This window comes from Scytonema hofmannii PCC 7110, assembly GCF_000346485.2.
In the GTDB taxonomy this organism is placed as follows: domain Bacteria; phylum Cyanobacteriota; class Cyanobacteriia; order Cyanobacteriales; family Nostocaceae; genus Scytonema; species Scytonema hofmannii.
Window position 1 is genome coordinate 2,915,581 of record NZ_KQ976354.1, and the last position, 20,184, is coordinate 2,935,764.

A 20,184-nucleotide genomic window follows, 5' to 3' on the forward strand; every position below is an offset into this window, starting at 1 on the left:
AGACTTGGTTCAAAGGAAATACAGGGAAGCAAATGAAGCTTTTGTTACAACCCCTCTACTCTCAGCTTAACCCAGGAGTTGAGAACTGTCCGCTTGGGTGTACTTCTAAATGCATTGTCACTCAACAGGCTCCCAATCTTAAGCCACCGCCGGGATGTGTTTGTCCCTTGTCATCGCACCAAGCAAAAACTTATAAAGAAATTATACACGGAAATGCAGATATTATTTGTAATAAATCGGCAACTGGTGATGGTAAGTCGTTGGCTGCAAATTTACCGGGACTCATTAACCCAGACTTCCGCATCATGGCTTTGTATCCCACTATCGAACTTGTGGAAGACCAAGCCGAACAGCAAAAGCACTACAACAGCCTATTCAATTTAGATGCTTCTCAACGGGTTGACCGTCTATTTGGGGCGGAATTAAATAGACGAGTTAAGCAAGCAGATAAGAGTGATAAGTTTCAAGAACTCCTGTTGGCGATTTATCAAAAGCCTGTTTTGCTAACCAATCCCGATATTTTTCATTACATGACTCACTTTCAGTACCGCAATCCGGCTTATGGTAACGCTCAATTACCATTGACATTGGCTGAATGGCCTGATTTATGGGTGTTTGATGAGTTTCCTATTTTTGGCAGCCATCAAGAGACTGCTGCTTTAAATAGTTTGGCGTTCATTCGCCGCAGCCAAGAAAACCAACCTCGTCCCAGACGGTTTTTGTTTACTTCAGCAACACCAAAACCCGATTTTATCGAACAACTCCGCAAAGCTGGTTTTAAAGTGGCTTCAGTTGAGGGTGTTTATGCAAATGAGGATACACCTGGGTTTCGACAAATTCTTCAACCAGTGGACTTGGAGTTTGTGGAATTACCGAAGGACAAAGACACCCAGACGTGGTTAGAGGAAATGATTCCGACTCTTCAGCAAATTCTGAATGTGGAGTCAAAAGCGAGGGGCTTGATTATTATGAATTCGGTGGCGAAAGCCGGTCAGGTCACTCGTTTACTACAAGCTTTGTTACCAGGGGTGATTGTTCGAGAAATTAGCGGACGTATCGATCGCCAGCAAAGATTGCAGGTGCAAAATGACTTGAAAGATTCCAGTCAACCAGTTCTCGTTGTCGGTACATCTGCAGTTGATGTTGGCGTTGATTTTAAAATTCACCTGTTGATTTTTGAAAGTAGCGACTCTGCAACAGTGATGCAGCGTTTGGGACGCTTGGGGAGACATCCCGGTTTTAATCAGTACACGGCTTTTATTTTGATTCCGGGTCATACTCCTTGGGTGACGGCTCGACTGCAAGAAAAACTCACACCCAATCAAACAGTTACACGGGATACTTTAGCAGATGCGATCGCTTATGCATTTGACCCACCCAAAGAATTTCAAAAATATCGCCAACGTTGGGGTACATTGCAGGCGCAGGGAATGTTGTCACGGATGACTCAAGAGAATAGGAAAGTCAGCGAACTAGTCCGTCAACACATGACCGAAGACTTGCAGCGTATTTACTCGCAAGATTTTGCGTCAGCAAGCAGACAGTGGTTTGCGATGCAAAATAATCCTGTTGGTAAAGCAACCCAAAAAGAACTTTTACGCTTCCGAGGAGGTTCAACGCTACAAGCTGCCGTTTGGGATGGCAATAATTTCTATACTTATGACCTGCTACGACTTTTACCTTATGCACGAGTTGAAATTATTAACCGCGACACATTTTTAAATGCAGTTACTCAGTCGGGAAGAGGAGAAGAAGAATTTCCTGATGAATTTATCAATGTTTATCTTCGCATTCAAGAATGGTTAGATAAGCGAGTGGATAATCTTAGCTTGCACTGCAACCGTAACAGCAGCGAGTTACCAGTTGGCGAACTCTATTTAATAGATAAGTTAAGTTTAGTTGGAGATTTGCAAGCTGAAGTTGTTAATTGTTTGCATCACAAGAAATTACTCACTTTTTTAGTTCCAGTCAACAAAAGTAAACTCAGCAGCCATTGGGAAGTGAGCCGCACTCTTAACCTCAGCCCGTTATTTGGCTTATATCGTTTGGTTGATGCTAGCGAACAAGCTTATGCGTGTGCCTTTAATCAAGATGCTTTACTTTTAGAAGCTTTAAAGTGGCATTTGAAAAAGTTTACAAGCACGCGATTTGAATCCACCATTTTTTGAATATGAAACATTTTAATGGAGTTTTTGCCAATATTTTTGTGAATGGTTTGGCAAATATTTTGGCGAATGTTTTGGCGGTTTGAAGAATGTTTTAGCGAACGTTTTGGAGTTGTGGAGTTGTGACGAATGTTTTGGCGAATATTTTGGCGAATAGAATTCGCGACTATACAAGCAAAGTCCGCCTACGCGGACTCAAGAAAAAACTGGGTTCTGAAACCCACGTAGGTGGGTTTTGCCTGTATAGCCGTGATTTCCAATCACCTAGGCAAATAAATCCAAAATCGTAAATCTAAAATCCAAAATCATATTATGTCTACCCTTCTTCAAACACTGCTCATCGAAACTTTACCAGAAGATACAGACCCGATTTTGCGTTTGTATATCGAGAAGCTACTACCACCACTCGAACGAGAATTTAGTGTCATTTCAGCTTTAGGTGGTTCTTACGAAGCACACTATCAAGTATTATCTTTGCTTGGGGATCCCTATGCTCAAGAAAAAGCTCAAAGGTGGTCGAGTCGTGCAGACCAAAATTTATTGGTTCACGTTCTCAATGGCTTACTGACTGCTTGGAACATCAGTAAATATTTACCTCAACCCTTATCAGATATTGAAAAATATTTACTTTGTTTGGGATTAACTCTGCACGACTATAACAAGTATTGTAACGGACAAGGAGAAGAAACACCGAAAAATTGGCAAGTCGAAGAAATTATTGATTTGTGTCGCGATTTAGGAGAAAAACTTGAATTTAAATTATTTTGGTCGGAATGGCAAGACTATTTACCTGAAATTGCTTATTTAGCACAAAACACCCAAAATAAAGTTGGGACAAATCCTTACCCTGCTAACTGGCCAGTTCCTAAAATTAAAGATCGCCGTCGTTTAGGCAATCCCCTTCATTATCTACTTGCTTTTGGTGATATCGCTGTGCATTTTAGCGATCCAGCAGATATAGATACTCAAACCGGAGGACAAAGACTGCGGGAACAATTGCGATTTTTAAAAATTAACAAAAATTTGGTTTATCATCGCTTGCGAGATACTGTAGGTATCCTCAGTAATGGTATTCATAACGCCACAATTTTGTTTGCTAAAGAACTCCATTGGGAACCAATTCTGTTCTTTGCTCAAGGTGTCATTTATCTAGCACCACCAGATAATGAAACTCCAGAAATTCAAAAACTTCAAGAATTTATTTGGATTCAAGTGAGTGGAGTCTTAGCGAGTAAAATGATGGGCGGAGATATTGGTTTTAAGCGAGATGGCAAAGGCTTAAAAGTTGCACCGCAAACCTTGGAATTATTCTCTCCAGCAGAACTTATTCCCAAATTACCGCGAGTCATTGAAGTTAAAGTCGCCAATAGTAAAGACCCCGCAACACCCAAACGTTTGGAGAAGTTACCTTTAACTGAAACTGAACGAGAATTTCTCAGCAAAGGTGCAGATATTCGAGCCGATCGCATTGCCGAATTTATTTTTCTAACCCAAAAAGAGTTTTTTGCTGAGTCTCCAGAGTACATAAACTGGATGCTTAACACTCTGGGAATTAGTAACGAAATATCACCAGAACAAACACAAGTCCAAGCAGGAGGTGTAAATTATGGATGGTATCATGCTGCTGCTTATTATGTTGCATCTCATGCGTCTTTAAAACCAGAAGATGTATCGGAATCTATTGAAAGATGGGCAGAAAATTTAGCAATTTGGGCAAGTGAAAATAACTTACTTCTCTCACACTCAAGTCCTATCCGCGATATTTTCTATGATTACTTAACTCAATATCTAGAAGTCCAAGGATGGGATAGCGATCGCACCTCATTTGATACTGAATTTACCGCTTATGCCAATGCCAAAACAAAGATAGCAAAACAACCTATTTGTTCTTTAAGTTCGGGTGAATTCACCTCGGAAGACCAAATGGATTCGGTAGTTTTATTTAAGCCACAGCAATATAGCAATAAAAACACTCTTGGAGGGAGACAAATCAAACGAGGTATTTCCAAAATATGGGCTTTGGAAATGTTACTCAGACAAGCTTTTTGGTCAGTACCAGCAGGAAAGCTAGAAGAACAACAACCCGTCTTTTTATATATCTTCCCTGCTTATGTCTATTCTCCTCAAACTGCTGCTGCTATTAAGTTGTTAGTTAACAACATGAAGTCCATCAATTTGTGGGATGTCCGCAAGCAGTGGCTGGAGAATAAGATGGATATTCATGCTTTGCAATCCGTTGCTTGGTTAAGTCATGAAGCAAATTTAGGACGCTTTGAAAAGGATAAATATGCGAGAGAAGACTTGCCTTTTATGGCAATGAACTACACGACAACACGAGGAAAAACACTCACCGATGCATGGGTACAACCTGCTTTTCTTGCTTTATCGCTTCCCGTATTGCTAGGAGTCAAGGTGATAGCAACCAGTAGTTCCGTTCCGCTTTATGACAGCGATAGTGATTTTAAAGAATCAATAGTTCTTGATGCACCCGCGTCATTTTGGAATTTACTTGGATTGTCTAATTCATTGCGAATTCAAGATTTTCAAAATGCAATGCAGCGACTTTTGATTGCATACAGCCTGCATTTGGAAACTCGTGGTTCTTTACAAGATGCTAGATGGCGAGATTTGATTAAAACAGTTAGGGAGGTGACAACAAATGTACTCAATATTTTTTGTCTAGCAGCAGAACGTTTACGACGGGATAAACGAGATCCTAGCCAAGAAGAAGTTAAGCGTTATTGGCAATATGCCCAACTCTGGGTAAAACAAGATGATTCAAACCAAAATGGAGGTGTTTTTCTTATGAAGTTAATGGAAAAGCTAGTGCAGCAATATCGCGTGTTTTATCAAGCAAGTTTGGGGGAATCAAGTCATACAATTTTACTTCCTTTGTCAAAAGCTTTGGAAATGATTTTGTCAGTTCCTCAGCAAGTTGATGTTGACGATCTAATTTTGCAAGCTTCTGGACAAATTCAAGATGCTTTGAAGCGTCAAGAAGTTTACAAACGTCCTTTAATGATGGATAAATCATTGGAGAAAACTAAAAGAGAGGAGCAAGAATTAATGGCGATTCATGCTTTTATGACAACTTGTGTTCGGGAACTATTTCTTGGAATTTATAAAGGCGATCGCGCTTTGCTGCAAGAAAATCGCAACCGGATTAAATCTGGAGCAGAATTTGCTTATCGTTGGTTAGTTTTGCAAGAGAAATCTGCTAAGGTGTCCTAGATTTTTTTAATTCTTGCAAAAGAAAAAATGAATGATTAACCGCAGATGCACGCAGATGCACGCGGATGAGTTTTTGAGTCTTGTCTTAATCTATATTACTAGGAGCACGATCGTGAGCGTTCTTACAACTTTGAAGTCTGAATTTCAATCTGCGTTTCCCCGTTTGGCATCAGGAAAGTATATCCATTTTATCTTGTTACGTCACAGTCAATCGTTCCCTGTATTTCAAACAGATGGAATCCTTAATACTGCACGCACGCAAGGGGGTTTGGGTAATACAGATGAAGGCAAAAAACAAATTAGCCGTTTGGTGATGTTTAAGCGCAAACAAACGACTCCCGAACGACTTGCTGGACGGGAATTACTCCGTGGTTTAAGTCTGACTAGCGCTGATGACACGAATAAGGATAAACACTGTGAATATAATGGCGAGAAATCTTGCAAAAAATGTCCAGATTGTATTATCTATGGATTTGCGATCGGTGACAGTGGTTCCGAACGTTCTAAAGTCTATTCTGATTCAGCTTTTTCCCTGAGTGCTTACGAAGAGTCCCATCGCAGTTTTACATTCAATGCACCCTTTGAAGGTGGAACGATGAGCGAAGCAGGAGAAATGCGAAGCAGTATCAACGAATTAGATCATGTAATTCCAGAAGTGACATTCCCTACAGTGGAAACGCTGCGCGACTCTACCTATGAAGGCTTTATCTACGTTTTGGGTAACTTACTGCGTACTAAAAGATACGGTGCTCAAGAATCGCGCACGGGAACAATGCGAAATTACATTGCTGGAATTGTTTTTGGTGATGGTGAAATTTTTAGTAATTTACATTTCACTCAAGCACTTTACGATGCTTTAAAAGGAGATATCGATGCTCCTATCAGTGATGTTTTACAGCAGGTAGAAACAGTGGCGAATAATTTATTGAATGATGAGCCTGTTCGGAAAACTAAGTTAATTTTTGGTTCTCAGTTAGATGATTTAGTCGGTGAAATTAATGCTCTATATCAAGATGAAGCTCGCTTGTTAGAAACTATGACTGCATTATATGGGCAAACTAAAGCTTATGCAGAGTCTTTTGGAGCTTTGAAAAAGAAGGGTAAGTGATCGCTCTTTTGCCTTAAAGATTTTCAAGAAATAAATCACCCAATCTTGTGGGATGGGCGTCCTCGCCCGTCCTACACTAGGAGCGGGCTAGAAACCCGTACAAACTTTTCAAACCTTCTCTAATCCAAAATGATTTCAATATGGCTTTATATCACTGTACACTGACGCTACACGATAATGTTTTCTTCGCTACAAGGGAAATGGGAATTCTCTATGAAACTGAAAAATATTTGCATAATTGGGCGCTAAGTTTTGCACTTTTTTCCATTCATTACATTCCCCAACCCTATCGCCTGCAAGGGGAACAGGCACAAAAACCGACATATTTAGATGCAAGTGCCGAACAAAATCTTTTGCATCTCAATCAAGCTGGAATTTATGTATTCCCTGCTCAACCTATCAATTGGTCGTATCAAATTAATACCTTTAAAGCTGCTCAAGTTGGCTATTATGGTAAGTCAAAACAGTTTGGTGATAAAGGTGCTGAGAAAAATTATCCAATTAATTACGGAAGAGCTAAAGAATTAGCTGTTGGGAGTCAATATCGCACGTATATTGTTGCTCCTGAAAATATCAAAATTCCTCGTTGGATACGGTTGGGAAAATGGGCAGCAAAAATCCGAGTTGAAGTCATAAAAATTCCAGAAAATATCTTGCGAAGTAAATCTGGAGATTACACCTGTTTGCATCCTTTAAATCCCTTAGATTTACCAAGTGAAACTCGGATATTGCTGTATAACAGAATTGTTATGCCTCCTGTGAGTTTGGTAAGTCAAGCACAATTACGGGGTGAGTATGTATTTGCCAAGAAAAATGATGACGTGAAAAAGAAAGACTGGGAAGCTTTTAAGGCAACATTAACAGTAGGACAATATCAACAATTACCTGAAGAAATTTATTTACCAAAGGTCACTTTTTATGGAGCAGGAAATGTCGTTGCAACAGCATAAGTTTACTACATTGCATTCTATTGTTATCGAACTTGCAGCAGCAGATGTAGGAGAAATTGCCCCGACTTTATCTCGTGCATTGCACGCACTGGTACTTAAATGGTTAGCAGCAGCAAATCCATCTGTTGCAGAAGCTATCCATGCAAGTCAAAGTTCGCCATTGACGATTTCCGGGCTGTTGGGAAATCGCCGTCAGGGTGGGGTGCGTGTGGGGGATTACTTTTATTTTCGGATTGCTTTATTGGATGGTGGTTTGGTTGAACCATTGATGCGGGGATTTGAACTGTCAGAAACTCAATCTTTGGTGTTAGCAGATTTCCCCTTTGTATTGCGGAATATGTACGCCTTACCTGGAACACATCACCTAGCTGGTGCGGCTGATTATGCACTGCTGTCACACCCAGCCCCAGTTTTGACTGATATCGAGATGTATTTTCTGTCTCCCACTAGCTTTAAGCAAAATCAGAGCGTGCAGACTTTTCCCTTACCTGAATTGGTGTTTAACTCACTGCATCGGCGGTGGAATGTTTTTGCACCGGAACAATACCAGCTTCCGGCTTGTGAATGGAATGCTGCAGTTACAGGTTACGAACTGAAAACCTACGCACTCAAGATGGAAGGGGGTGCGGAAGTTGGGGCGCAGGGCTGGGTACGCTACCGATTTAGTTGTGCTGAAACAGCTCGAATTGCAACGATTTTGGCTAATTTCGCCTTCTTTGCAGGTGTGGGACGTAAAACTGCCATGGGAATGGGACAGACACAGTTAGGCAATTCACAATTCACAATTCAAAATTCAAAAACTCAAAATTATAAAAAACCTCGTAGAAAGGCTAACGCGAAATGAACGAACAATTCTACCTTCCCCTTGCTTATCTAAATGCTTGGGAATATTGTCCGCGCCGCTTTTTTCTGGAATACGAACTCGGAGAAAATGCTGACAACGAGCATATTATCATTGGTCGTCACTTGCACCGCAATGTTGATGATGAAGGGAAATCTGTGGAAGGTGACAAGGTGGTTTATCGACATCAGTGGGTGTGGAGCGATCGCATTCTCATCAATGGCATTATCGATGCAGTGGAGGAAAAAGACAACCAGTTAGTGCCTTTAGAATTTAAAAAAGGACGCATGGCAAACCACTTGAACGATCATTTTCAACTGTGTGGTGCGGCTATGTGTTTGGAAGAACGTACAGGAAGTCCCATTCCTTACGGAGAAATTTTTTACTATGCCAACCGTCGTCGCGAGCGTATCAATTTTACACCCGAATTGCGACTGGCAACAGAACAAGCAATTCAAGCAGCGAGGTTAGCAATTGGAGGCGTAATGCCACCACCGATTGACAATGCGAAAAAGTGTCAAGATTGCAGCTTGCAGAAAATTTGTTTGCCCAAAGAAATTAAAAAACTACGCCTTGAGGTATAAATTATGTCTATTCTCTACGTCACTCAACCAGATGCAGTTTTAAGCAAAGCTGCAGAAGCTTTTAAAGTCGCCCTCAAACAAGAAGATGGTAACTGGGAGAAAAAATCCGTTCCCGCCCAAACTGTCGAACAAGTGGTGTTGATGGGAAATCCCCAGATTACAGGCGATGCTCTAGTTTATGCTTTAGAACTGGGAATGCCAGTGCATTACCTGTCTGGTTTTGGTAAATACTTGGGTTCTGCGCTTCCCGCCTACTCTCGTAACGGTCAGTTGCGGTTAGCACAGTATGCTGCTTATTATGATGCAGACCATCGTTTAGAGATTGTCAAAACAATCGTAACAGGCAAAATCCACAATCAACACGCTGTATTATACCGTCACGACCAAAAAGATAATCCCCTGAAATCCCGCAAACAGCTAGTTAAGGAACAAACAACCCTCAATGAGTTGCGCGGTGTTGAAGGATTAGCGGCGCGAGAATATTTTGCTGCTTGGTCAAAGATGCTTGAGGAAGAATGGTCATTTAATGGTAGAAATCGCCGCCCTCCCACAGATGCAGTCAATGCATTATTGGGATTTGCCTACGGGCTTTTGCAAGTACAGGTAACGGCTGCAGTCCATATGGCTGGTTTAGATCCTTACGTTGGTTACTTACACGAGGCGACAAGAGGACAACCCGCTATGGTTCTTGATTTGATGGAAGAATTTCGCCCGTTGATTGCTGATAATTTGATTCTTTCAGTCATCAGCCACAAAGAAATTAAACCCGATGATTTTACCGATAATCTTGGTGCGTATCGACTTTCCGATAGCGGACGCAAACAGTTTTTGCAAGCGTGGGAACGAAAAATGAACGATGAGTTTAAGCATCCCACTTTTGGTTATCATTGCAGCTACCGACGTGCGATCGAATTGCAAGCACGATTGTTAAGTCGGCATTTACAAGAGGGAGTTCCCTATAAAGCGCTGTCACTGAGATGAGTACTTTGTTTTACCTCGTCATTTACGACTTGCCAGACAATAAAGCAGCAAATAAGCGGCGAACAAAACTACATAAACTACTTTCTGGCTATGGGACATGGACGCAGTACAGCGTGTTTGAATGTTTTTTAACCGCCGTGCAGTTTGCTAAACTAACAGTGCAAGTTGAGAACTTGATTAAACCAGCCGAAGATTCAGTACGGATCTATGTTTTAGACGCCGGATCGGTACGCAAGACCATCACCTATGGTTCTGAGCAACCTCGACAGCAAGACACAATAATATTATGATGTTAGGGTCTTACAGATTTTTGGCAGGGCAAAGCACGGGCAAAAACCCCCCACCTCCCGCCAAATCGTCAGAACCTTGACAAATCAATAGTTTCAGCGATTGAGGTATGAGCGATGAGTCTCTGAGCGAAAGCTAGAATAGACTTTTAAAACAGTCCCGCCAAAAATGGTCGTGGAAACGGCTCTACTGTTAGCTTTGGTTAGCCGCCCTTTCAAATTAATGAAACCCGCTTGCGGGATTGAAACAGCTACTTACCAAGAGTTATAGGATAATGCAACTATTCTTTCAAATTAATGAAACCCGCTTGCGGGATTGAAACGCTTGAAATCCTTTTTTAGCAATATTGATAAAATGCTTTCAAATTAATGAAACCCGCTTGCGGGATTGAAACTCGTATCATCTGGAGTGGTAGTTACAATTTCGGGGTCACTTTCAAATTAATGAAACCCGCTTGCGGGATTGAAACTTTCTTCAGCTTTTGCGTATTGGGTGTCTACTGGAAACTTTCAAATTAATGAAACCCGCTTGCGGGATTGAAACTGCCTATTACAGAAGCACCTTCAATTTGAATAGCATCTTTCAAATTAATGAAACCCGCTTGCGGGATTGAAACGTATTCAGCATCAACATATGCCCCACACCATCCTTCACTTTCAAATTAATGAAACCCGCTTGCGGGATTGAAACAAGCTAAAAACATTGAACAAGCTTTATCTTATATAACTTTCAAATTAATGAAACCCGCTTGCGGGATTGAAACTTTTTCAAGAGTTTATTGAAGAATCTACAGAACTTTCAAATTAATGAAACCCGCTTGCGGGATTGAAACGGTACTTCTGTTTGTTCCAAAATGAAGTCTACTTTTGCTTTCAAATTAATGAAACCCGCTTGCGGGATTGAAACATTTCATATTTATCAAGAAACCAGAATCGGCACTAAACTTTCAAATTAATGAAACCCGCTTGCGGGATTGAAACTGTGCTACTCCCGGTTTGTTCGCGACGATCGGAGGCTATCTTTCAAATTAATGAAACCCGCTTGCGGGATTGAAACTCCATTGGACGAGGTGATGCAAGCAGTTGAGTTTTACCTTTCAAATTAATGAAACCCGCTTGCGGGATTGAAACCAGCATTTTCAGTCTCAGCTAACTCAAAAACAAACTTTCAAATTAATGAAACCCGCTTGCGGGATTGAAACAGCCCAATCTTCATTAAGAAAATCTGGTAATACAACTTTCAAATTAATGAAACCCGCTTGCGGGATTGAAACTATTTCTAATACAATATAATATACTGGGAAACCTTGATTCCTTTCAAATTAATGAAACCCGCTTGCGGGATTGAAACACAGAAAATCTCAGAAAAGTAACCATTCGTATCTATGCGACTTTCAAATTAATGAAACCCGCTTGCGGGATTGAAACAACACGGTTTTTATCTGGCACCCGTTAACGTTCTCCAACTTTCAAATTAATGAAACCCGCTTGCGGGATTGAAACGCAAGAGTTGAGGGACTTTTCGTAACACTTGCTTGGTCTTTCAAATTAATGAAACCCGCTTGCGGGATTGAAACACTCAAAAAATCTCTACGCTATCGCAAAATATTGGCTTTCAAATTAATGAAACCCGCTTGCGGGATTGAAACATTCATATGAAATTATAAATTTTTTCTCTGGGACTTCTTGCTTTCAAATTAATGAAACCCGCTTGCGGGATTGAAACGAGTCCAACTCACGGCTCCCATTAAAATGTGGTACCTTTCAAATTAATGAAACCCGCTTGCGGGATTGAAACCAATGATTCCAGATAGCTTTTCAATTACGCCAATCTCTCCAAATCCCGAAATCTCGTCATATATCGAACCTCGCCAAAATACTATCAGTGATTGGTGAGTTTTGGCGAGATTGAGAAAGAACAACCATTATTCCTCAGCTGTGCTTACGCTATATCTACCCTAAAGTATAGGACTAGGTGCTATACTTTAAACAAAGAGACTATAAAATGAAAATTTACAAAAACCGTACTTTTGACCGTTGGGCGCGAAAGGAAGGCTTAAACAATCTTAGTCTCTGTAACGCTGTAAATGAAATGGCAGCAGGGCTTTATGATGCTGACCTTGGAGGTGGACTGTTTAAAAAACGCATAGCAAAACCTGGGAAAGGTAAGAGTGGTGGATTTCGGACACTAGTAGCTACGAATAATGAAGATCGTTGGTTTTTTATTTTTGGCTTTTCAAAAAACGAACGCAGTAACGTTGACAAAGATGAAGAAGAAGCTCTGAAAATGTTATCCAAGCAATTACTTGCTTATACACCAGAAGAGCTTGAGCAGGCAAAAAATAGTAATGTGTTAATAGAGGTGAATTGTAATGCGGAAGAAAAAATCAGCAATTCTTGAAGCAGTTCATGAGACAGCTACAGACCTACACAAAGCTGGACTAATGAATCAAATTACATTGCGCGAATTTGAACACCTATGCCTACCTCCTATTGAATCTCTAGAACCTAATCAAATTAAAGAAATACGGGAATCATCTCAAGTCAGTCAAGCTGTTTTTGCACGTATTTTGAATATAAGTCCTTCAACGGTTCAAAAATGGGAAATAGGACAAAAGCGACCTAGTGGAACATCTCTTAAACTACTGCACTTGGTAAAGAATCGTGGGTTAAACAGTGTGCTGTATTAAAATGGTTAACCCCTAAAAATCAGTTGTTATGTTCAAATAACCCCTAAAAATAGGGGTTATGATTTTCTAAAGTGACCGTAGAAAATCGCTAATTAGTCTAGATTCATTGATTGCACTACGCATGATAAATTCTCCTTGGCTATGATTATTAGGCATTAAAAATCAGCCCAATCTTGGTGCGTATCGACTTTCCGATAGCGGACGCAAACAGTTTTTACAAGCGTGGGAGCGAAAAATGAACAACGAGTTTAAGCATCCTACCTTTGGCTATCATTGCAGTTATCGGCGTGCGATCGAATTGCAAGCACGATTACTATCTCAACATTTACAAGAGGGAGTTCCCTATAAAGCGCTGTCACTGAGATGAGTACTTTGTTTTACCTCGTCATTTACGACTTGCCGACAATAAAGCAGCAAATAAGCGGCGAACAAAACTACATAAACTACTTTCTGGCTATGGGACATGGACGCAGTACAGTGTGTTTGAATGTTTTTTGACTGCCGTACAGTTTGCTAAACTAACAGTGCAAGTTGAGAACTTGATTAAACCAGCCGAATATTCAGTGCGTATCTACGTTTTAGATGCAGGGTCAGTACGTAAGACAATTACCTATGGTTCTCAGCAACCTCGACAGCAAGACACAATAATATTATGATGTTAGGGTAATCTTACAGATTTTTGGCAGGGCAAAGCACGGGCAAAAACCCCCCACCTCCCGCCAAAACGTCAGAACCTTGACAAATCAATAGTTTCAGCGATTGAGGTATGAGCGCAGAGTCTGTTTGCGAAAGCTAGAATAGACTTTTAAAACAGTCCCGCCAAAAATAGTCGTGGAAACGGCTCTATAGTTAGCTTTGGTTAGCCGCCCTTTCAAATTAATGAAACCCGCTTGCGGGATTGAAACCTTTTCTCCCGTCAAGTCTAATCTACCCCCGACTAAGCTTTCAAATTAATGAAACCCGCTTGCGGGATTGAAACGAATAAGGGAGACTCATTAAAATTTAAACTTGACTTTCAAATTAATGAAACCCGCTTGCGGGATTGAAACGATTGACTTTATGTCTCATGAAGAATTAATTTCTTCTTTCAAATTAATGAAACCCGCTTGCGGGATTGAAACATTCCACCTACAACGTAAATAAGCAAAGTATATAACCTTTCAAATTAATGAAACCCGCTTGCGGGATTGAAACATTTCTTCTATAATTTCAACTGTCATGACAATACCTCTAACTTTCAAATTAATGAAACCCGCTTGCGGGATTGAAACGAATTCCTCTAAGACAATAAGTGACCAAAAGACACAACTTTCAAATTAATGAAACCCGCTTGCGGGATTGAAACTTGTCGCTTGGCTGTTTTCAACAAGTTTGATTCATCTTTCAAATTAATGAAACCCGCTTGCGGGATTGAAACACTATCCACAACGTTCTCAATTGGTTGCAACGGGTTGCTTTCAAATTAATGAAACCCGCTTGCGGGATTGAAACATTCCGGCTGTGAGTTTCAAGCCTGGGAGTGGGTCAACTTTCAAATTAATGAAACCCGCTTGCGGGATTGAAACAGTAAGGCTGATTGCTCTATCACCCTCCATCCCTCTTTCAAATTAATGAAACCCGCTTGCGGGATTGAAACCGATTCTTTGGTCAAGAAAATTAATTCTTTAGCGGAGCTTTCAATTAAATGAAACCCGCTTGTGGGATTGAAACCGGCACAAATGTATCTAAATTATGCAACAATCCTACTTTCAATTAAATGAAACCTAAGCGATCGCAATAAATATATAGAGTTAAGCCTTTCAGTTATCAATTCCTTCGACTAGCGCACACTGAAAGTCATTTAATAGTAAACTGACTCAAGTTGATTGAGAGCAAAGAGTATGCGGCGTGACCCCATTTTTTATCAGATGTTTCAGAGATCCCCTCAATTGCTTTTTGATTTGATTGGCGCTCGACCAGACAACGCCGAAGATTATCGGTTTGATTGTGTCGCGGTTAAGGAACCGAAGTTCGAGATTGATGGGGTATTTCTGCCACCTGATTCGGAACCGGGAACGGTTTATTTCTGTGAGGTTCAGTTTCAAAAGGATGAGGAACTATACGAACGGTTATTTGGTGAATCGTTGTTATATTTTTACCGCAATTGCAATCAGTTTTCCGATTGGCAAGCAGTGGTCATTTACCCATCACGCAGCATCGAACAGAGCAAAGTCTATCCCCATCGCTCGCTGCTCAATGGCGAACAAGTGCATAGAGTTTACCTTGATGAGTTAACAGAGGTGCCCTCGCTGCCCGTTATGGTGGCAGCAACGGTATTGACAATCGTACCGGAAGCAGAAGCCCCAGAATTGGCAAGGGAATTGCTCTCTCGGACGGAGCAAGAGGAATTTACAGCTAGGGAACGAGGGGACATCATCGATATTATCACCTCTATAATGGTCTATAAGTTTGCCAATTTAAGTCGAGCGGAGATTATAGCAATGCTAGGATTGGATTTGACTCAAGAGCCACGGGCAATTCGGGAGGCGAAGGAAGAAGGACAAGAAGTGGAAGCGATGGTGCTGATTACTCGACAGTTAACGCGACGATTAGGACAAGAACTTTCTGATGAGATGCGATCGCTTCTCTCAACACTCTCACTTTCGCTACTCGAAGACCTCAGCGAAGCTCTGCTAGATTTCAACACTATAGCGGATTTGGAACACTTTTTAGCAGAACATCAGCGTAGCCCAATGTAGATCTATAAGTTACTTCAGGCAAACTGATAATAGTCCAAATCGAACGGATTTGTCTTTTAGTGTATTTAAAGTTATGGGAGTTTCTGCATCTGCCTTTGACTTCTTCCAATTGTGACAAAAGCAACGAGCTGACTTGCCAACGCCAACCTAACAGCAATAAACATCACCAAGCGAAAGCTATCCACAAACGCAAGAGCAAGCTCCTACAGAAGTCCCTCATTAATGGTGATTTGTCTACCTAATTGTTCATCTATAATTAGGGCTTGCTGAAAACAATCGAAAGGTTGGACAGAGAAGGATTTCAAGCCTTTTTTTGCCAAATAAATGCACGGTTATAACATCTATAGTCTCAAAAACCTTGCATTTTCGTTGGCGATCGCTGGAATAAAATTCAGTAATAAATTTATAATGATAATCTCTCAATTAGCTATATCGGCTAACATAACACACGACAGAAATGTTTTACTATCTGTTCTGCGAATTCACAAAGTTGATTCAGTCGAGATTCTCAGTGATATATCGGGTACTGCTCAGGCAGTAGTTTGAAGCGTGTTAGGTTCAGGTATAGATTCACCTTCTGCTTGCCAAGCTTCCAAGTACATCTCAATCACTTCTTCACCATTACGAATTGCAGCCTCACGAGTTTCGCCGTGAGTGCAGGGCATGACAACGCGATCGGCAAATTCTGGAATTGTAACTAAGAAAAGCCGATCTTCTTCTGACCACTGAACAACCATGCTGTATCGACTCATGAATCCTCCTCCCCTATTTCTTTTAGTTCATTTAATAACCGATCTAATTGTTTTTCTAGGTATATTGGCACATCATCTCCATCTTTGCCAGGAATTGTTAGTGTTTTTCTAAGCATTGGATGTCGCCAACGCTCATGGCTACCTTTACCACGCTTAGGCAGGTAAACAAATCCTTCGCGAGCAATTTGGGTTTTCAACTCTCGAATTTTCCTGGGCATAGAATTATTAACTTCTCACCCTATTTTCCTACTTCCTCATTTGTATTTTAAGATATCAGATGGTTAAAGATTTAAAGTTATGGGAGTCTCTGCATCTGCCTTTGACTTCTTCCAATTGTGACAAAGGCAACGATCGCACTTGCCAACGCCAACCCAACAGCAATAAACATCACTAAACGAAAGCTATCTCCAAACGCAAGAGCGATCGCCTGTTTTAATTTTGCACTTAATTCAATACTGTACGTTCGCTCATTTTTGAAGGGAGAGAGGAATTAATACCGGACTGGGTAAGGTTTCAAAGGAATGATGGATCGGCTAAAACCCAACCCGTGTAATACGTGGTAAAGGATGGAGGGGGAGTGACGGTGTAATACATGGAAAAGGAATTCCGCCGCGCTTATGTTACATGAAGATAGGTGATACTGTGTAATACAGGGGACAGCAGCACTATTTTCCGTTGAATCTCCGGTGTAATACACGGTAAAAGTTTATGTTGAAATGGGATGGCAATGAGGGTGTATTATCCATGCCTATGGTAAAATCATGCCGAGCTACTCACCGAATCTATCTGATAAAGGGAATCGGGCATTTTCATTAAATAAAGAATCTGTTTTTGGAGCTCAGACAAAGGCGTCATGAAGATGGTAGCATCAGGTAAAAAATAGAGAGTTAAATGACAAAAAGCGAGGAGCATTTTCTCTGCTGATGGGCGTTCAGTTTTGCGCTTGGGATTGCCATCGTAAAGACCAGCCAAAGATTGTTGAGTTTCTATAAGTGCCTGTCGCACCACAAACTCCATCAAAGTAAATATCCGTAAAGCAATGTTCAACAAGAACATCAAGCCAGTGATTCGGTTTTGGTCAGTGAAGTAAATGGGTAGGGCGGGTAGAGAACCGCGTTTAAAACGGTGAAACCCTCGCTCCAATACCCATTCATCCCGGTAATACATGATAGCAAGTGATAGACTTAGTTGAGCAAGGGGTGCGTTAGTGACGTACAATCTCCACCCTGCCAAAGTTTCTGCTTCCTTGATTGCAGCATCTTGAAGTTGGATCTCAAGTTGAAGACAAATACTATTTACCAATTCAGTGGGAGAATTTTTTGATGGTCGTCCTCGTCCAACATGACGAGTTTTTTGAATGATTTGTTCAGTAATTGTCGTGTTGAAGAAATCTTTGACACGATAGCGCTCAAGTATGTTTTCTACTTTATGGGCTAATACTTGTGGATCTTCTCCTGGTTTGGCTGCTAATTTATCCAGAGCCGTTCTCGCGGTCAAGATGCGTTGCTGTTGACCACGGATAGTAGATGCTGCAAGGCTAGTGGAATAAACTACCAAATAGCGTTCATGCCAACGTACCCACTTGTTGGTTTCTGGGTTTAACCAAAACTTGCCTAACTCCACTTCAAAACCCTTGCCCACATCCGGTTCATCTTCATCCTGATGCGGGAAACGAATGGGCTGAATTTCTGTAGGTGGGTTTAGTACCCATTGCTGAAGATATTGGGGGTGTTGTCCACTCATAGGTACAGGGAAACAATAAATACCGCCACTTGCGGCAATTTGACCGCGAGTTGCAATCGCACCGGCTTTACAATCAGCAACGAAGACGAACTTTTTATGCCCAATCACTCTCACCATTTTTTCCCAAGTGGGAAAATATAATGGGTCATCGGCTCCATTACCTTCAACCGTAGCGCTCACCAATGGCATTCCCATTGGGTCGAGGGTTGCTAATAATTGACGGTATTGCAATAAATCTGGACGCTTGTCTTTGGAATAGCCATAGCGCAGTAGATTTTCTTCAACTGAATCTCCAGGATTATGATTTACACTAAAACTACTTGTATCCGCTCGTGCTACAACAGTTGGCAATTCGTAGGCACGAATCAAATGCCGTCCTAACTTTACCTCAATTTCCTGTATTGCTTGTGTTTGTTTCCCTAGCTCTTCGACTACCCTTGCCAATCTGTCATCCGTGGCATCTTTTTCCGCGATTGACCATCCCGTAGTTAACTCTAAAATCCTTCGATGTGTCTGCACCCAAGGTTCCACGGCAGATAACCGATGGTCTGACTGCGTGATGATGTATGTTAATAACAATACACTCAATTGACCGTAACTCAGCCCTTTGTGATTTCCGTGTGGTTCACTCAGTTTCTGGTCAATACATTTGGCTATCTCCATCTGTTTGAGCCACTCCACTATTACGGGAATATCGTCAATGCGCTCAGAAGTTATTTCCATGATTGTTTCTGCAAGAATTATGTTAGCGAGCACGGATTGTTACGTATACTAGCTTGAGAGTGCCGCAATAAAATCATTGAGGGCTTTCAGTGCTGCTTTATAACCAGGAGCTTGCTTACCCAATTTTAATCGTCGTAAAACTTGGTCACGTAAAGTCTCAAGTGTTGCCACCTGTTGTGGCGTAGTCGTTGGTTCCACAAAAGTAGCTAAGGCTCGATCTATTGGCTCTTTTTTCCGTGTAATACTTGGACTAACATTCCCCCTCATCAACTGTTCCAAGTAGTCAGCTCTACTCATCCCCAAGCATTCAGCCTCAATCCCCATAATCTTCCAAGTTTCGTCAGTTAATCTCACTGAACGCACTTGACGATAATCATCATTTTTCAGTGCAAACTTCCCTTGAATGTCCCGCTTCAACATGACTCGGATTCGGTGTATTACATCGTAAGTTTAACGTGCTTATTGGTGAAGCTTTGATGTAATACTCTGTATTATCAAACCGTTCTTGATAACGAACTACACCCATGTGATACATGGTGAATCCTCATTTGACTCCTTCCATGTACTACACAGTTAAGCCCTCTCTGCTCCCCCAGGTATTACACGGAGAGGTTTTAGCCGATCCATAATCGTATTGAAACCTTACCCAGTCCGGTATTAATTCCTCTCTCCCTTCAAAAATGAGCGAACGTACAGGAATAACTGCTTCATCACACGGCTGTTTGACGATGTTAGCCATCTTATACTTAGTAACCTCGACAGCAAGACATAATAACCTTATGATATTCTTAGTGGTCTTCCAAATTTTTTGGCAGGGCAAAGCACGGGCGAAAAACCCCCACCTCCCGCCAAAACGTCAGAACCTAGACAAGTCAATAGTTTTAGCGATTGAGGTATAAGCACAAAGCCTGTTCGCGAAAGCCAGAATGGACTTTTAAAACAGTCCCGCCAAAAATGGTTGTGGAAACGGCTCTATTATTGGCTTTCGTTGGCTCCCCCTTTCAAATAAATGAAACCCGTTCGCGGGATTGAAACAGATTACAACCTACGCTGATGCTCATGCCCGATATGTTGAACTTTCAAATAAATGAAACCCGTTCGCGGGATTGAAACAGCTTTGGACGTATGCAGTAATATCTTTGTTTGGGTAGCTTTCAAATAAATGAAACCCGTTCGCGGGATTGAAACTTTTTCACAATCTTTCTGGGTTATTTTTGCCACTCTATCTTTCAAATAAATGAAACCCGTTCGCGGGATTGAAACTTACACTATTTAGGGCAACTCTTTGAAAGCTAATAAACTTTCAAATAAATGAAACCCGTTCGCGGGATTGAAACTAGTAAGGAAGGGTACTACTGGGAACAATATCCTGACTTTCAAATAAATGAAAC

At 41.2% G+C, this 20,184-nt stretch carries 17 protein-coding genes, 1 pseudogene and 3 CRISPR repeat arrays (1 of these 21 only partly in view); of the genes and pseudogenes, 13 read left to right on the forward strand and 5 right to left on the reverse strand.

Annotation, left to right across the window (positions count from 1 at the left end; translation table 11 throughout):
* Nucleotides 1-32: 32 nt before the first annotated feature.
* From cas3 to WA1_RS12555, 13 genes and pseudogenes are all read left to right on the forward strand, one after another.
* Nucleotides 33-2,168: a type I-D CRISPR-associated helicase Cas3' gene (cas3, locus tag WA1_RS12500; RefSeq protein WP_017750001.1), complete on the forward strand. Its 2,136-nt coding sequence runs from the start codon at nucleotides 33-35 to the stop codon at nucleotides 2,166-2,168.
* Nucleotides 2,169-2,477: 309 nt separating this feature from the next.
* Nucleotides 2,478-5,396: a type I-D CRISPR-associated protein Cas10d/Csc3 gene (gene cas10d / locus WA1_RS12505; protein WP_017750002.1), complete on the forward strand. Its 2,919-nt coding sequence runs from the start codon at nucleotides 2,478-2,480 to the stop codon at nucleotides 5,394-5,396.
* A 112-nt stretch (nucleotides 5,397-5,508) separates the two neighbouring features.
* Nucleotides 5,509-6,504 (forward strand): type I-D CRISPR-associated protein Cas7/Csc2, encoded by a 996-nt coding sequence (gene cas7d, locus WA1_RS12510; protein ID WP_026135371.1) that lies wholly within the window; start codon nucleotides 5,509-5,511, stop codon nucleotides 6,502-6,504.
* A 140-nt stretch (nucleotides 6,505-6,644) separates the two neighbouring features.
* A complete protein-coding gene (gene cas5d, locus WA1_RS12515) occupies nucleotides 6,645-7,454 on the forward strand; it encodes a type I-D CRISPR-associated protein Cas5/Csc1 (RefSeq protein WP_026135372.1) in 810 nt (269 codons plus the stop codon).
* Nucleotides 7,423-8,298, forward strand: coding sequence for a CRISPR system precrRNA processing endoribonuclease RAMP protein Cas6 (gene cas6, locus WA1_RS12520; RefSeq protein WP_051077158.1), 876 nt, complete (start codon nucleotides 7,423-7,425; stop codon nucleotides 8,296-8,298). Before cas5d ends, cas6 begins: the two co-directional genes overlap by 32 nt.
* The gene (cas4, locus tag WA1_RS12525; protein WP_017750006.1) at nucleotides 8,295-8,879 is read left to right on the forward strand and encodes a CRISPR-associated protein Cas4; all 585 of its coding nucleotides are present in this window, start codon (nucleotides 8,295-8,297) and stop codon (nucleotides 8,877-8,879) included. The genes cas6 and cas4 overlap by 4 nt, the downstream gene beginning before the upstream one ends.
* 3 nt (nucleotides 8,880-8,882) lie before the next feature.
* The gene (gene cas1d, locus WA1_RS12530; protein ID WP_017750007.1) at nucleotides 8,883-9,860 is read left to right on the forward strand and encodes a type I-D CRISPR-associated endonuclease Cas1d; all 978 of its coding nucleotides are present in this window, start codon (nucleotides 8,883-8,885) and stop codon (nucleotides 9,858-9,860) included.
* Nucleotides 9,857-10,150, forward strand: coding sequence for a CRISPR-associated endonuclease Cas2 (cas2, locus tag WA1_RS12535; RefSeq protein ID WP_017750008.1), 294 nt, complete (start codon nucleotides 9,857-9,859; stop codon nucleotides 10,148-10,150). The genes cas1d and cas2 (WA1_RS12535) overlap by 4 nt, the downstream gene beginning before the upstream one ends.
* A gap of 209 nt (nucleotides 10,151-10,359) precedes the next feature.
* Nucleotides 10,360-11,945: direct repeats of the CRISPR family, unit length 37 nt; unit sequence CTTTCAAATTAATGAAACCCGCTTGCGGGATTGAAAC.
* Nucleotides 11,946-12,152: 207 nt separating this feature from the next.
* On the forward strand, nucleotides 12,153-12,548 hold the full coding sequence (locus WA1_RS12540; RefSeq protein WP_017750009.1) for a type II toxin-antitoxin system RelE/ParE family toxin: 396 nt from the start codon (nucleotides 12,153-12,155) through the stop codon (nucleotides 12,546-12,548).
* A complete protein-coding gene (locus tag WA1_RS12545) occupies nucleotides 12,520-12,837 on the forward strand; it encodes a helix-turn-helix domain-containing protein (protein ID WP_017750010.1) in 318 nt (105 codons plus the stop codon). Before WA1_RS12540 ends, WA1_RS12545 begins: the two co-directional genes overlap by 29 nt.
* 235 nt (nucleotides 12,838-13,072) lie before the next feature.
* Nucleotides 13,073-13,204 (forward strand): hypothetical protein, encoded by a 132-nt coding sequence (locus tag WA1_RS52700; protein WP_272819125.1) that lies wholly within the window; start codon nucleotides 13,073-13,075, stop codon nucleotides 13,202-13,204.
* 103 nt (nucleotides 13,205-13,307) lie between these two features.
* A pseudogene (gene cas2 / locus WA1_RS59680) lies at nucleotides 13,308-13,493 on the forward strand (CRISPR-associated endonuclease Cas2); the annotation flags it as partial.
* A gap of 212 nt (nucleotides 13,494-13,705) precedes the next feature.
* Nucleotides 13,706-14,547: direct repeats of the CRISPR family, unit length 37 nt; unit sequence CTTTCAAATTAATGAAACCCGCTTGCGGGATTGAAAC.
* A 170-nt stretch (nucleotides 14,548-14,717) separates the two neighbouring features.
* Nucleotides 14,718-15,575, forward strand: a complete 858-nt coding sequence (locus WA1_RS12555; protein WP_017750012.1) for an Rpn family recombination-promoting nuclease/putative transposase — start codon at nucleotides 14,718-14,720, stop codon at nucleotides 15,573-15,575.
* Nucleotides 15,576-16,105: 530 nt separating this feature from the next.
* On the opposite strand, the gene WA1_RS12565 is transcribed toward WA1_RS12555, so the two are convergent.
* The 5 genes from WA1_RS12565 to WA1_RS56895 all read right to left on the reverse strand — a co-directional run bounded on the left by WA1_RS12565 (nucleotide 16,106) and on the right by WA1_RS56895 (nucleotide 19,532).
* Nucleotides 16,106-16,327 (reverse strand): type II toxin-antitoxin system HicB family antitoxin, encoded by a 222-nt coding sequence (locus tag WA1_RS12565; RefSeq protein ID WP_017750014.1) that lies wholly within the window; start codon nucleotides 16,325-16,327, stop codon nucleotides 16,106-16,108.
* Nucleotides 16,324-16,545, reverse strand: a complete 222-nt coding sequence (locus tag WA1_RS12570) for a type II toxin-antitoxin system HicA family toxin (protein ID WP_017750015.1) — start codon at nucleotides 16,543-16,545, stop codon at nucleotides 16,324-16,326. Before WA1_RS12570 ends, WA1_RS12565 begins: the two co-directional genes overlap by 4 nt.
* A 541-nt stretch (nucleotides 16,546-17,086) precedes the next feature.
* Nucleotides 17,087-18,793, reverse strand: coding sequence for an IS1634 family transposase (locus WA1_RS12575; RefSeq protein WP_017750183.1), 1,707 nt, complete (start codon nucleotides 18,791-18,793; stop codon nucleotides 17,087-17,089).
* A 48-nt stretch (nucleotides 18,794-18,841) separates the two neighbouring features.
* Nucleotides 18,842-19,213, reverse strand: a complete 372-nt coding sequence (locus tag WA1_RS12580; protein WP_017750184.1) for a hypothetical protein — start codon at nucleotides 19,211-19,213, stop codon at nucleotides 18,842-18,844.
* Between the two features lie 145 nt (nucleotides 19,214-19,358).
* Nucleotides 19,359-19,532, reverse strand: coding sequence for a hypothetical protein (locus WA1_RS56895; protein ID WP_158516634.1), 174 nt, complete (start codon nucleotides 19,530-19,532; stop codon nucleotides 19,359-19,361).
* Between the two features lie 259 nt (nucleotides 19,533-19,791).
* A CRISPR array of direct repeats spans nucleotides 19,792-20,184; the repeat unit is 37 nt; unit sequence CTTTCAAATAAATGAAACCCGTTCGCGGGATTGAAAC (it continues 2,064 nt past the right edge of the window).

Coding starts and splice junctions, on each gene's coding strand:
- cas3 (WP_017750001.1), top strand. CDS start 33: ATGAAGCTTTTGTTACAACCCCTCTACTCTCAGCTTAACCCAGGAGTT.
- cas10d (WP_017750002.1), top strand. CDS start 2,478: ATGTCTACCCTTCTTCAAACACTGCTCATCGAAACTTTACCAGAAGAT.
- cas5d (WP_026135372.1), top strand. CDS start 6,645: ATGGCTTTATATCACTGTACACTGACGCTACACGATAATGTTTTCTTC.
- cas6 (WP_051077158.1), top strand. CDS start 7,423: ATGGAGCAGGAAATGTCGTTGCAACAGCATAAGTTTACTACATTGCAT.
- cas4 (WP_017750006.1), top strand. CDS start 8,295: ATGAACGAACAATTCTACCTTCCCCTTGCTTATCTAAATGCTTGGGAA.
- cas1d (WP_017750007.1), top strand. CDS start 8,883: ATGTCTATTCTCTACGTCACTCAACCAGATGCAGTTTTAAGCAAAGCT.
- cas2 (WP_017750008.1), top strand. CDS start 9,857: ATGAGTACTTTGTTTTACCTCGTCATTTACGACTTGCCAGACAATAAA.
- WA1_RS12540 (WP_017750009.1), top strand. CDS start 12,153: ATGAAAATTTACAAAAACCGTACTTTTGACCGTTGGGCGCGAAAGGAA.
- WA1_RS12545 (WP_017750010.1), top strand. CDS start 12,520: ATGCGGAAGAAAAAATCAGCAATTCTTGAAGCAGTTCATGAGACAGCT.
- WA1_RS52700 (WP_272819125.1), top strand. CDS start 13,073: ATGAACAACGAGTTTAAGCATCCTACCTTTGGCTATCATTGCAGTTAT.
- WA1_RS12555 (WP_017750012.1), top strand. CDS start 14,718: ATGCGGCGTGACCCCATTTTTTATCAGATGTTTCAGAGATCCCCTCAA.
- WA1_RS12565 (WP_017750014.1), bottom strand. CDS start 16,327: ATGAGTCGATACAGCATGGTTGTTCAGTGGTCAGAAGAAGATCGGCTT.
- WA1_RS12570 (WP_017750015.1), bottom strand. CDS start 16,545: ATGCCCAGGAAAATTCGAGAGTTGAAAACCCAAATTGCTCGCGAAGGA.
- WA1_RS12575 (WP_017750183.1), bottom strand. CDS start 18,793: ATGGAAATAACTTCTGAGCGCATTGACGATATTCCCGTAATAGTGGAG.
- WA1_RS12580 (WP_017750184.1), bottom strand. CDS start 19,213: ATGTTGAAGCGGGACATTCAAGGGAAGTTTGCACTGAAAAATGATGAT.
- WA1_RS56895 (WP_158516634.1), bottom strand. CDS start 19,532: ATGGCTAACATCGTCAAACAGCCGTGTGATGAAGCAGTTATTCCTGTA.